Annotated in this window: 9 protein-coding genes; all 9 read left to right on the plus strand. The window is 39.4% G+C overall.

Going from position 1 to position 13,045, the window contains the following annotated elements:
* The first annotated feature begins 39 nt into the window (after window positions 1-39).
* The 9 genes from C7Y66_RS16755 to C7Y66_RS16795 all read left to right on the plus strand — a co-directional run bounded on the left by C7Y66_RS16755 (window position 40) and on the right by C7Y66_RS16795 (window position 13,025).
* Complete coding sequence (locus tag C7Y66_RS16755) at window positions 40-660, plus strand: glutathione S-transferase family protein (RefSeq protein ID WP_106546468.1); 621 nt, start codon at window positions 40-42, stop codon at window positions 658-660.
* Window positions 660-2,051 (plus strand): alkaline phosphatase family protein, encoded by a 1,392-nt coding sequence (locus C7Y66_RS16760; RefSeq protein ID WP_106546469.1) that lies wholly within the window; start codon window positions 660-662, stop codon window positions 2,049-2,051. Before C7Y66_RS16755 ends, C7Y66_RS16760 begins: the two co-directional genes overlap by 1 nt.
* An 85-nt stretch (window positions 2,052-2,136) precedes the next feature.
* Window positions 2,137-4,419 (plus strand): NACHT domain-containing NTPase, encoded by a 2,283-nt coding sequence (locus C7Y66_RS16765; RefSeq protein WP_106546470.1) that lies wholly within the window; start codon window positions 2,137-2,139, stop codon window positions 4,417-4,419.
* Between the two features lie 458 nt (window positions 4,420-4,877).
* A complete protein-coding gene (gene glf / locus C7Y66_RS16770; RefSeq protein ID WP_106546471.1) occupies window positions 4,878-6,014 on the plus strand; it encodes a UDP-galactopyranose mutase in 1,137 nt (378 codons plus the stop codon).
* A 94-nt stretch (window positions 6,015-6,108) separates the two neighbouring features.
* Window positions 6,109-7,983, plus strand: coding sequence for a glycosyltransferase family 2 protein (locus tag C7Y66_RS16775; protein ID WP_106546472.1), 1,875 nt, complete (start codon window positions 6,109-6,111; stop codon window positions 7,981-7,983).
* A gap of 45 nt (window positions 7,984-8,028) precedes the next feature.
* Window positions 8,029-9,858: a glycosyltransferase gene (locus C7Y66_RS16780; RefSeq protein ID WP_106546473.1), complete on the plus strand. Its 1,830-nt coding sequence runs from the start codon at window positions 8,029-8,031 to the stop codon at window positions 9,856-9,858.
* A 19-nt stretch (window positions 9,859-9,877) separates the two neighbouring features.
* Window positions 9,878-10,708: an ABC transporter permease gene (locus C7Y66_RS16785; RefSeq protein ID WP_106546474.1), complete on the plus strand. Its 831-nt coding sequence runs from the start codon at window positions 9,878-9,880 to the stop codon at window positions 10,706-10,708.
* A gap of 14 nt (window positions 10,709-10,722) precedes the next feature.
* Window positions 10,723-12,021, plus strand: a complete 1,299-nt coding sequence (locus C7Y66_RS16790; protein ID WP_233222718.1) for an ABC transporter ATP-binding protein — start codon at window positions 10,723-10,725, stop codon at window positions 12,019-12,021.
* Window positions 12,022-12,047: 26 nt separating this feature from the next.
* Complete coding sequence (locus C7Y66_RS16795) at window positions 12,048-13,025, plus strand: O-methyltransferase (protein ID WP_106546476.1); 978 nt, start codon at window positions 12,048-12,050, stop codon at window positions 13,023-13,025.
* Window positions 13,026-13,045 lie beyond the last annotated feature (20 nt).

Consider the following 13,045-nt stretch of genomic DNA (forward strand, 5'->3'; position numbering starts at 1 on the left):
GTCCCCCTTGTCCTTTTTAGTTTCCACTCTCCTCTAATCATGCTAAAACTCTACGGTGGCGTTCTTAGCCGTGCTTCAATCGTGCAATGGTATTTAGAAGAATTGCAGATTCCCTATGAATACATACAGTTAGATATGCAGGCTCAAGACCACAAACAGCCTGAATTTCTGACTATTAATCCGATGGGAAGATTACCAGCGATCGCAGATGGAGATTTTCAATTATGGGAATCTGGCGCGATATTACTGTATCTTGCTGAAAAGTATGGCGAACCGATCGCTTTTGAACGGCGATCGCTCTTAAATCAATGGATTTTATTCGGTAATTCTACACTTTCGTCGGCAATTTTTGTTAAAGAAAATCTCCACGAAGTCCCAGAATTATTAACAGCGATTAATCAAATTCTTCAACAACAACCTTTTTTAACAGGCGATCGTTTTACTATAGCAGATGTAGCAGTGGGTGCGCTCTTGGCTTATATTCCTATTATGATGCGAATGGATGTCAGCGCTTATCCAGATGTGGTAAACGACATCAAGCAAACAATGTCCAAGGTAGATTTAAATTTATATCCTGCTGTTTTGGAATACGTGCAAAGGTTAACTGCAAGAGCGGCATTTCAAAAAAGTATCGCGTCGCGACATAAAGCTAAATGCTAATGAAAAAAACTGTTGTACTCAACGTTGTCGGTTTAACACCCAACCTTTTAGGACAGCATACGCCGTTTTTGTCCAACTGGGCGGCGCGAGGGCGAGTCGTTCCTGTTAAATCGATGTTACCTGCGGTTACTTGTTCGGTACAGGCGACTTATTTAACAGGGAAATATCCTAACGAACATGGCATTGTCGGTAATGGTTGGTATTTTCGAGACGAGGGCGAAATCAAGTTTTGGCGACAGTCTAACAAATTAATTCAGGCTCCCAAAATTTGGGAAGTGGCGCGTTCGTACGATCCTACATTTACCTGCGCGAATTTGTTCTGGTGGTACAATATGTACTCCACGGTCGATTATGCCGTTACCCCACGACCGATGTATCCTGCTGATGGTCGAAAAATTCCCGATATTTACACCCAGCCAGCTAACTTGAGATCGCAACTTCAAACTGAATTAGGTCAATTTCCCTTATTTAATTTTTGGGGTCCTAACACCTCGATAGCGTCTACCCAATGGATTGCTAATTCAGCAAAATGGGTGGAGGATCGCTATAGCCCCACATTGTCGCTGGTTTATTTGCCTCATTTAGATTATTGCTTGCAAAAGTACGGCGCTGATGCAAGTTTGGTGGCAAAAGATTTACAAGAAATTGATACCGTTTGTCGCGATTTGATTCAATTCTATGAAGCGCGCAACACTCAAGTTATAGTTGTGTCCGAGTACGGGATTACATCAGTGTCTCAACCCGTTCACTTAAATCGAATCCTGCGGGAAAATGGTTTATTAGCAGTACGAGAAGAATTAGGGCGGGAATTACTGGATGCTGGTGCAAGTATAGCCTTTGCGGTTGCCGACCATCAAATTGCCCATGTTTATGTTAACGATCCAGCCTACATCCCCAAGGTACGCGACATACTAGAAGCAACGGAGGGTGTCGAGCGAGTTTTAGATGAGGCAGATAAATCAGCTTACCATCTCGATCATCCGCGATCGGGGGAACTCATTGCGATCGCCAACTCGAAGGCTTGGTTTACTTATTATTACTGGCTGGACGACAGCCGCGCTCCCGATTTTGCTAGGACAGTGGACATTCACCGCAAACCCGGTTACGATCCCGTCGAACTGTTTCTCGATCCTCAGCTCAAGTTTCCCCGAGCGAAATTAGGCTTAACTCTGCTCAAAAAGCAGTTAGGTTTCCGCTACCTCATGGATGTTATTCCTCTAGATGGATCGCTTGTCGGTGGTTGTCATGGTATGCATACAGGGTTGAGTGAAGGTCCACTTTTGATTACACAAAAACCTGACTTGCTAGAAGATCGCGAAGTACTCGAACCAACAGAAGTTTTTTGGTCAATACTTCAGCATCTTGAAGAAGTCGTAAGTCGTAAGTCGTAAGTCGTAAGTTAGAATTAACTGATAACTGTTCCCCGTTCCCTGATAACTGATAACTGATAACTGATAACTGATAAAGGTTTTTGTAATGGGAAAAAGGGCTGGGCGATCGCTCAAAGCATCTACTATCGGTATTAGTCGCGCTAACCAATCACTGCTCAATTTTGAGTCTAAACTTTCGCTTGCTGATGAATTGGAAATCTCTCGCGCTACGGTACAAAAATTTTTCGTTGGTAAACCGATTGGGCGAGAAAACTTTCACAAAATTTGTCAGAAGTTACAATTACCTTGGCAAGCGATCGCGGAAATACCAGATGATGAATTTAGTTTAGAGGAGTTGATTGTTACCTCAAAAGATGATGTTGAGACGCTTGTAAAAGATGTTAGGCAAAAAACACGCACCTATATTGAATCGAAGTGCGGTATCGTGCGCATCCTGAATATGTCTCAGCCCACTAAATTAAATGATATTTTTACTAACGTAAATGTTTTAGAGAAGATTGGGAGAAACCAACGCTTAAGTATCAACGATTTACTAAGTGTTCGTCTCGATCGCCACTCGAAACGCTCGCATTTTTATCCCGATATTTCCCAGCTAATTCCAGGCATAAAAGCGATTGAGAAATATCCCAAATTGATGATTTTGGGCAACCCTGGCTCTGGCAAAACTACCTTTTTAAAATATCTCGCAATCCAGTGTATTCAAGGACGATTATTTGAGGATCTGATCCCAATTTATATTAGCTTAAAAGTTTTTACCGAATTAGAACATCACCCAACGCTATTAGAGTGGATTTCAACAATTTTTGATAATTATGGAGTCGAACCAAATACTGCTAAAGATTTGCTAGTACAAGGTAGAATACTAGTTTTATTAGATGGACTTGACGAAGTTAGAGATATAGATAGCGAAAGAGTTTTAATTGCAATTAATAGCTTTTATAATCAGTTCGACCGTAATCGCTTTATAATTACTTGTCGGACAGCAGCTCAAGAGTTTACTATTGAAGAATTTGTAGAAGTAGAGTTGGGAGACTTTGACGATAATAACATTGCTGAATTTGCTAGCAAATGGTTTGCTCAAAAACCAGATAAAATACCCAAGTTCTTACAGACACTAAGGTGTAATGCGTCGATTCGAGAATTGGCAAATAATCCCTTACTACTTACTTTATTATGCTCGATCTTTGAAGAAACTAATCTTCCTGCTAGTCGATTAGAAATTTATCGAGAAGGGGTAGATCTTCTTTTAAGAAAGTGGGATGCTAAACGCAACATTGAACGGAAACAAATTTATCAAAATTTATCAACACAACATAAAGAAGAATTACTCAGTCACATTGCATTTACCTCTTTTGTCAAAGGTGAATACTTTTTAAAACAGCAAGAACTAGAGCAGTATATTATTAACTATGTAGAATCCGTCTTGCAGGGAGAAAAAATAGATTTGTGTGATAGTACAGCAATACTCCAGTCGATTGAAGCCCAACATGGATTATTGGTAGAACGAGCGCGAGGAATTTATTCATTTTCTCATTTAACTTTTCAAGAGTACTTTACAGCTAGAAAAATTGCTCAGTCTCCGCCTCAAACGTTAAATTTAACGTTAGAACGACTGAGCGATCGCCTAGTTACAGATAAAAGATGGCGAGAGGTTGCTTTATTAACTGTAGGAATGCTAAAAAATGCTGATTATTTCCTATTGATGATGAAGCAAAAAACTGACAATTTAATATTAGAACCAAGCTTGCAAAGATTTTTACACTGGGTGAATTGCAAAGCTGCTGCTGCATCTATTAATACTAAATCTGCTACAGTTAAAGCTTTTTATTACGATTTAGCGCTCGCTCATATCTTATCTCTTTTTGGTAGTACTTTTGAGATTTCTAGAACTTTAGAAGTTAACTTTAATCGCACTCTTGAACCTAGTCTTGCTCTCGATCTTGCTCTCGATCGCACTCTGCTTTTGCCTGAATCTATACATCGCGTTTCCGATCCAGAACGCATGATTGAAAGAGTATTAAACCGGGCAATATTTCGCGCTCGTAATAGCGAACCAGAGCTAGCACGAGAGTTGCAAAAAATGAAACAGCAGTTATCCAACTTAGGTCGAAACAAACAACAGTTTCAGCAGTGGTGGCAAGTTAATGGTAAAGCTTGGACGGAGCATTTAAAACAACAAGTCCGGCTAAAGCGCAATATTGGGCATAATTGGCAGTTCAGCCAGCAACAGAAACAAATGTTGAAACAATATTATGATGCTAATTTATTATTGGCAAAATGTTTAACTAATAGTTTATTTGTGAGTCGTGAAGTTCGAGAAAAAATCGAGCATACGCTGTTATTACCACTGACTGAAACTAGTGAGTAGGACATTGAGTCAAGGTACTTTTGCACCTTCGCGCCAAATCAGGGTTTGTATAATTGATTACCAAACATAGAATTGAGCGATCGCGATCGCTATACGATTTGGAGTATATAACTACCATCTCATCAATTATATTGGTAAATAGTAAACAAAAAATAGATTTGATTCTAGCGTAATTTAATATACTTAAAAATATTGCGAATCTCACCCTTTCGATAGAAGTGAGCTTGTAGGAAAACTATATAGCCTACTGAATATGTGCGATCGCAAATAGCAAATAGAAATATGATAGAAGGGCGTGAGAGGTAGCTACTAAGGTGAGACTGGTTAACATGCTTTTCTAGTGCTGCTGAATCAATAAATTTAGCAATTATTACGAGCAGCAAAAATATTTCAAATATTTGAGATATTTCATATCGAATTCTACAGAAAATGGAAATTAAAAGGAGCTATCGATCGTCATGTTTGATTACCTAATTGTGGGAGCGGGTTTCGCAGGTAGCGTCTTAGCAGAACGACTGGCGAGTCAGTTAGGCAAAAAAATTCTGATAATCGATACGCGATCGCATATAGGTGGCAATGCTTACGATTGCTTCAATGAGGATGGTATTCTGATTCACAAATACGGTCCCCACATTTTCCACACAAACTCTCGGGACGTTTTTGAGTACCTCTCGCAATTTACTCAGTGGCGGTCTTACGAACATCGCGTACTGGCTAGCGTAGACGGTCAATTAGTCCCGATTCCAATTAACCTCGATACGGTCAATCGGCTGTATGGATTGAGTCTCACTTCTTTTGAGCTGGAAAATTTCTTTGCCTCGGTAGCAGAACCCAAAGAATACATTCGCACTTCTGAAGATGTTGTCGTGAATAAGGTCGGTCGAGAACTCTACGAAAAGTTCTTCCGCAACTACACGCGCAAGCAATGGGATATGGACCCATCTGAACTGGATAAGTCGGTGACTTCCCGGGTGGCGACGCGCACGAACCGCGATAATCGGTATTTTACAGATACTTATCAAGCCATGCCACTACACGGCTTTACCCGCATGTTTGAGAAGATGTTATCTCATCCCAATATTAAGGTGATGCTGAACACTGACTACAGAGAAATTCTGGATGTCATACCGTTTGGCAAGATGATCTATACAGGTCCCATCGACTTGTTCTTCAATTATCGCTACGGCAAGTTACCATACCGTTCGTTGGAATTCAAGCACGAAACTATCAATACGCCCGTGCATCAGCCAGTTGCCGTCGTGAACTACCCTAACGAACACCTGTATACTCGCGTTACAGAGTTCAAGTACCTCACCGGGCAAGAACATCCAAAAACAGGTATCGTTTATGAGTTTCCTCGCGCCCAGGGCGATCCTTACTACCCCGTACCGCGACCGGAAAATGCCGAACTTTACAAAAAATACAAGGCGTTAGCCGATGCGACACCAGAAGTACATTTTGTAGGACGGCTAGCAACTTATAAGTACTACAACATGGATCAAGTAGTGGCTCAAGCGCTGATGGTCTACAAGAAAATCGTAGAAGCTGGCGACGATACATCAGAAAAAGCGAATCGAGAATTAGCGCGCGTTTAGAACGGCGTGTGGGGGAATTGGAATTTAAACACTCAATCCTCCCCCAACTTCACAGGAGTTAAAGCCCGCGAATCAAAACTCAGTAGGAGATTCCATGCATATAGTAGGTAGAACAAAACTACCAAAATCGGCAGAAGTTGCTAAATTATATATACAATGCAACGATAAAGCAGCAATCGACTATAGTGCAGAGACTCCAGAAGTGGTGTTTGCTCTACAAGGATTGATTTCTACTAATTCATACTTCAATTCTTTATACGAAACATTTTACACCAAGTACACGACTTTAGATCGACTTTTTTATTTGCTGCACCTAGAGGGAGATTTTCAAGTTTCTGTTTATAGAGAAATATCTAGTAGGGTTTCTGAAGCAAATTGTCGTCAATTACTCAGTCGAGAAAAATTTCTCAACTGCAAGATAGGCAAGGTAATAGAGATCGAGCTACCTGGACTGCAACAAATAAAAACTGAGCGAGGTAGAATCTATTTTGAATTAGAATGCTTGAGTCAATCGGGAAAATTCCGAGAAAGTTTTCTCGCAACTCCACAGTTACCAGAACGCGAAGTATCGTTAGCAGTTGTTGCTTGTACTTTTCAAAAAGAAGCTTTTATCAAAAGAACTATCAAAACTATTTTACAGGATAAACTATTACAAAGTAAATTGATAGAAGTCTTAATCGTAGATAATGCTGGAACTCTAAGTTGCTCGGAATTTAGCGATCGCAAAACAAAATTAATTAGTCAGAGAAATATTGGTGGGAGTGGTGGATTTACGAGAGGAATCGTTGAAGCCTTGAGCAGCAATCGCAATTCTCACATTTTGTTATTAGATGACGATATAGAGCTAGAAAGCGAAGCCATTTATCGAGTTATTACCTTAAACGAATATGCCAAACACGATTTAGTTATAGCTGGTAGTATGCTCGATTTATCTCAAAAGCATCAATTATATGAAGCAGGCGCTTTGTATAATAAAGCACTACATAATAGAGATTTTCAAGCATTTAATATAGTTAGATTACATCATCATCTCGACTTGCAAAACGTCAGCAATCTAAATCTACTCGTCGAAACAGAACCGATAGATTCGGCAGGTTTCTACTTTTTGAGCGTCCCGCGAACAATTTTTGAATCAGTCGGGTTACTCCTACCTTTATTCCTTAAGGTAGATGACACTGAATTCTGTTTGAGAATTCAAGCAAGGTATGGCAACGATGTAATTGTAGCTTTTCCTGGGATTGCGGTATGGCACGAACCTTTTTTCGCGAAATCTTCAATTTGGAACTATTACTATTACCGAAACGACTCGATCGTTCAAGCCATGCATGGAACTTTAAGGTATGCAGATGCGATCGCACATTTTACGAAAGCTATTGTTTCCAGTTTGTTAGTTTTTGACTATAAAAACGCTCAAATGCTTATTCAAGCTTTTGAAGATTATCTCCAAGGGGCAAAAATTCTTCAGCACGCCGATCCCGAACAGTGGCACAGTCAAATTGTTCAACTCGATCGTAGTTGTCAAACTCAACATATCCAATATCATAACTTACCATCCCACCGCCAGACAGAACAAGACTCGACGGCTACTTTCATGGAGAAACTTGTCAGTTTATTAACTCTTAACGGTCATTTTCTCCCCAACGTTTTTACACAAGACAAAGATGTATTACTATGGCAAACAGCCGAACATGCAGATCGGCGATCGCGAGCCTTTAGAAAGAAAAGAATTCTCATCTTTAAAGAAGGAGGTCAATGTTTATACCGAAATGAGCTTGACAAATCGAGGGGAATCAAGTTGCTAGTTCGATGGATTGCAATTGCACTGAAAAGTCGAATTGAATGGTCGAAGGTAACGAGAGAATGGCAGCAGGCAAGAAGAGAACTGACCTCTTTGCAATTCTGGCGGCGATATCTCAATTTAGAAAAATCAGGCTTAGAAAAATCTGAGCATCAGGATTTAGTAGTTTAAAATTCATTTGAGCAAAATCGAAATTTCTAAGCCGATAGAGGATGTATGTACTACGTAGTAAATCGCATTAATTTTCCGAAAACGGAGGACACTTTCAACTTATACTTTGCCAGCAGTAAAACTGGGGGTATTGATGTAGACTGCGAGACAGGAAAGATCGCTCTAGCGCAGAATGAAATTGTCTCAACCAACTCTTATTTCAACTCTTTTTATGAAAGCTATTATGCTAAATATACTACCTTAAATTCTCTTTACTATTTGTTGAGACTAAATGGTGATTTTCAAGTTTCAGTTTATCGAGAAGGGTACGAACGAGAGCGAGAATTACTCGGACAAGAGACATTCAAACAGTGCCAAATGACAGATGGCGTTAGAATTGCCTTACCTACTCTCCAGCAAAGTCATACACCTCAAAGCAGAATTTATTTAGAAATTCAGTGCTTGAGCGATCGCGGCATATTTGTAGAGGGAGCGATCGTCACTGAAGAACAACCTGTGAGAAATATTTCGCTGGCAATTATTAGTTGTACTTTTAAAAAAGAAGCATATATCAAAAATACAGTCAAGACAATTTTTCAAGATCCTTTATTAGAGAATAAGTCTTGGCAAATCTTTGTAGTTGATAACGGTCAAACCTTAAGTCAAGATGACTTCTCCAATAATAAACTTCAGTTAATTCCAAATGAAAATTTGGGAGGAAGTGGTGGTTTTACAAAAGGAATGGTGACAGCCTTACAATCCGACTGCTACACTCATCTTTTATTAATGGACGACGATATCTTACTAGATACAGAGGCAATCTATCGTTTATTCGGCATTTACGAATACGCTAAAGAAGATTTTGCTGTTGCTGGTAGTATGCTGGATTTATATAAAAAACATATTTTATATGAGGCTGGAGCCGCATACGATAAAGACCCACAAAGCTTTAAGAAAGCACCGTTTCGCGTTGCTCCTCTTAAGCACAATCTCGAACTCCAAAAAACTGATTCTCTGAACTTACTCTTATCAGAAGATGATATAGATTACGGGGGTTTTTGGTTTTTCGCTGTCCCCAGTCAGTTTGTTAAGGAAATCGGATTTCTCCTACCTTTCTTTATTAAGATAGATGACATGGAATTCGGTCTCAGGATAAAAAGGCGGCTGGGTAAGCAGATTGTAGCATTTCCATCTATTGCTGCTTGGCACGAACCATTTTATAGCAAAGTTATCGTATGGGATGGTTATTACTACACTCGCAATAATCTGATTGCACGAACTATTTATGGAACTATAAAGTATACGAACACGCTGTTTAAATTTACTCAGGATTTAATTTACGCGCTATTAATATTTGAATACAATTATGCCGAGATGATAGTCAGAGCTTTTGAAGATTACCTTCAAGGACCAAATCTTCTCAAAAAGAACTCTCCCGAAAAATTACACCAAGAAATAGTTCAATTGAGCAAAAGTTACAAGACTCAAACTTTACAGCCAAACTATTATCTGGAAACTCAGCTTAGTCCACCCAGAACGAAAGCTAAAATTTGGCAGAAATTAGCAAGTTTATTGACGATCAACGGTCATTTACTCCCAAATTTTATTCAGAGCGACGGCGAAGTCATGCTTTGGCAAAACAGCGCTCATGCTGGGACGATTAGTCGCGTTTTTAGGAAAAAGAAAGTGACTATTTATCGAGAAGAAAATAGTTGTTTATTACAAAACGAATTAGATAAGTCAATGGGAATTAACTTAATAATACGCTGGCTTAAGATTGTTATTCTAAGTACTAGAAAATGGTCGGCAATCGTCAGAGAATGGAAAACTGCTGCGCCTGAATTGACTTCCATAAGTTTTTGGCAACAATATCTCAAGCTTGAAGAATCAAAATAGGAAACGAAGAAGCGACAGTATGCAGACGAAACCGCAAGAATTAACAATTAAAGCAGGACGCACGGAAGCATTATATTGGCAAGATTTATGGCGCTATCGCGAGTTATTTTACTTCTTAGCTTGGCGAGATATTTTAGTCCGTTATAAACAAACAGCGATTGGCATTACTTGGGCGTTAATTCGACCATTTTTAGCAATGTTAATTTCTACATTTGTTTTTGGAAACTTAGCAAAACTACCTTCTGGTGGCGTACCATATCCACTGCTTGTATTTGCTGCCATGTTGCCTTGGCAGTTTTTTGCTAACTCTTTATCAGAGTCTAGCCTCAGTTTAATTAATAATGCTAATTTAGTCTCTAAAATTTATTTTCCTCGGGCAATTGTTCCGGCTAGTTCGGTGATTGTGAGTTTCGTAGATTTATTAATTTCTGGGATGCTGCTATTAGCGTTGATGATTTGGTACAATTTTGTCCCAGATTGGCGAATTTTAACGCTACCATTTTTTACGGCGATCGCGATCGCCGCTGCAATTGGTGGTGGATTGTGGTTAGCAGCGTTAAACGTGAGATACCGAGATTTTCGGCACATTGTACCGTTTATCGTTCAGTTTGGTTTCTATATTTCGCCAGTCGCTTACAGTAGTAGCATTATCCCGCAAAAATGGCGCTTGCTATACTCGTTAAATCCAATGGTAGGGGTGATTGATGGCTTTCGTTGGGCAACGTTAAGCGGCGCATCAACCATTTATTTACCTGGATTTCTTCTATCTACAATATTAGTTGCTGTACTTTTAGTCAGCGGCATTTGGTACTTTCGGAAAACCGAACGTACTTTCGCAGATGTTATTTAGTGGGGATTGAGAGCGTGTCTAATATTGTATTACGGGTAGAAGATTTAGGAAAGAAATATCTCATCAGCCATCAGCAGCCAAACTCAACTTTACGGGATGCGATCGCTAGTACTGCCAAATCTATCAAACATAAATTTTTAGCAAAATCCACAGCTGATAGTTCAGCTAAAGAAGAATTTTGGGCTTTAAAAAGTGTTTCTTTTGAAGTGAAACAAGGCGACGTTTTAGGAATTGTCGGTCGCAATGGCGCGGGAAAATCTACACTTTTGAAGCTGTTGAGCCGAATTACCGAACCTACAAAAGGGGAGATTTGGATTCAAGGTAGAGTCGCGAGTCTTTTGGAAGTAGGAACGGGATTTCATCATGAACTTACAGGTCGAGAAAATATTTTTCTCAACGGCTCTATTTTAGGCATGAGTCGAGTTGAAATTAAACAGAAATTTGATGAAATTGTTGCCTTTGCTGAAGTCGAGAAATTTTTAGATACTCCAGTTAAATACTATTCTTCTGGGATGTACGTGCGGCTAGCTTTTGCGGTTGCGGCTCACTTAGAACCAGAAATTTTAATTGTAGACGAAGTACTGGCAGTCGGCGACGTGCAGTTTCAGAAAAAATGCTTGGGAAAAATGGGAGATGTTGCCAGAGAAGGACGGACAATTTTATTCGTCAGTCACAGCATGAGTACGGTAGAATCTCTCTGCAATCGAGGTGTTTTACTTGAATCTGGTATTGTTAGTTTAAATGCTAGTTCTGAAGAAGTTGTCAGAGCTTACCTAGAAAAAGCTTACGGTACAGCTAAAGAACTTCCCTTAAGTCAAAGAAGAGATCGGAGTGGCTCGGGAAGAATAAGAGTTTCTAGTTTTAAACTTTTAAACGAACAAGGCGAAGAAGAACCAGCATTACAATCGGGAAAAAACTATGATTTTGCAATTGGCTATTCAAATAATACAGGAGAGCGTTTGAATAACGTCGTTGTTTGTGTAGATTTGATTGACGAGCGCGGCGTTAGAGTCATTTTATTAAAAAGTACTTTTACAAATCATAACCTCACGCTGAATTCCGACCGAGGTTATATTTTATGCCGGGTTAAGAATTTTCCTTTAGTTCAAGGTATGTATCGGGTAACATTACATCTAGCTCACGCCGATAGAGAAGTACTCGACCACATAGAAGACGCTGCGAATGTTAGCGTAGATGGAGGTGATTTCTTTGGTACGGGTAATCCGGGTATTCCTAACCTCTGCAAGTTTTTAGTTAATGCTGATTGGTCTACAACTTCGGCTAATACCTTCTCTAATACGCAAATAATTTAAGCCTTAATTTACTTAGGAAAATAACTATGGCTGTAGAATCTGTCACGAACGATCTGTATTCGCTCGAACACTTATCTCATAGATTTCAAATTACGCCAGATCGTATTGCTCAAATTGCTACAGATAGGAACTTAAAGCAACATCAAATTAGCGGACAATTGTATTTACAAAAAAATGAAGTTCAGCAGTTAATTGAGGAATTATTTCCAGATATTAACGATGAGAGTCTCGGTTACGAAATACCAGATTACTTACAAAATAGTCCTGATGCGTGGGCAGAAACTCTAGTTAAAATGTATCGGGAAAAATTTACTTATCCTGCTTCTGTTTCGCCATCGCAAGGAGAGTTTTTAAAATCTCTTACGGGCAATATTGCCCCAAAAAATGTAGTAGAAATTGGTTGTTTCACGGGAATTTCTACAATTTGGCTAGCTGCTGGATTAGAACAAACTGGAGGCGCGGGAAAGATTAATTCAATCGATCTATTTGAGGATATCATACCCGCTCCCCCCTATCATCGTGCCTACTTACCTAATCCACTAGAATACGCTCAAAATTCTGTAGCAAATGCCCAACTAGCGCATAGAGTTAAGTTTCATAAATCGAACTCTGTAGCCGTAGGAGAAAGAATTCATGAAATTCTGAGCGAACCTATAGATTTTATTTATATTGACGGAGATCATACCAAAGAAGGATGCGAAAAAGATTTTCTACTTTTTTACCCTCATGTAGCGATTGGCGGATATATCGTGTTGCATGACATTTATCCAGAATATTGCAACTGGGATGGTCCTCGATATGTTATCGATAAATACATTAAAACTTCTCCTCATTTTGAGTTAATGGAAGTCAAGACAAGTCCAGTTAATTACGGTATGGCGGTGATTCGTAAAGTGAGCCACGATAAAAGTTTGGAATTACGTACCAAGCTAAAAAATACAGCCTTGTGGCAAGGAATCAAAGATAAGCCATTGGGTAATTTTATTAAGAAGAATATCTTTTAAATTCTTATTATTCGCTCCTC

This window comes from Chroococcidiopsis sp. CCALA 051 (genome assembly GCF_003015105.1).
GTDB classification, from domain to species: Bacteria; Cyanobacteriota; Cyanobacteriia; order Cyanobacteriales; family Chroococcidiopsidaceae; genus Chroococcidiopsis; species Chroococcidiopsis thermalis.

What these genes read in the sequence shown, in the direction of transcription:
- C7Y66_RS16795 (WP_106546476.1), top strand. Translation starts at nt 12,048, where the DNA reads ATGGCTGTAGAATCTGTCACGAACGATCTGTATTCGCTCGAACACTTA.
- C7Y66_RS16765 (WP_106546470.1), top strand. Translation starts at nt 2,137, where the DNA reads ATGGGAAAAAGGGCTGGGCGATCGCTCAAAGCATCTACTATCGGTATT.
- glf (WP_106546471.1), top strand. Translation starts at nt 4,878, where the DNA reads ATGTTTGATTACCTAATTGTGGGAGCGGGTTTCGCAGGTAGCGTCTTA.
- C7Y66_RS16785 (WP_106546474.1), top strand. Translation starts at nt 9,878, where the DNA reads ATGCAGACGAAACCGCAAGAATTAACAATTAAAGCAGGACGCACGGAA.
- C7Y66_RS16780 (WP_106546473.1), top strand. Translation starts at nt 8,029, where the DNA reads ATGTACTACGTAGTAAATCGCATTAATTTTCCGAAAACGGAGGACACT.
- C7Y66_RS16755 (WP_106546468.1), top strand. Translation starts at nt 40, where the DNA reads ATGCTAAAACTCTACGGTGGCGTTCTTAGCCGTGCTTCAATCGTGCAA.
- C7Y66_RS16760 (WP_106546469.1), top strand. Translation starts at nt 660, where the DNA reads ATGAAAAAAACTGTTGTACTCAACGTTGTCGGTTTAACACCCAACCTT.
- C7Y66_RS16775 (WP_106546472.1), top strand. Translation starts at nt 6,109, where the DNA reads ATGCATATAGTAGGTAGAACAAAACTACCAAAATCGGCAGAAGTTGCT.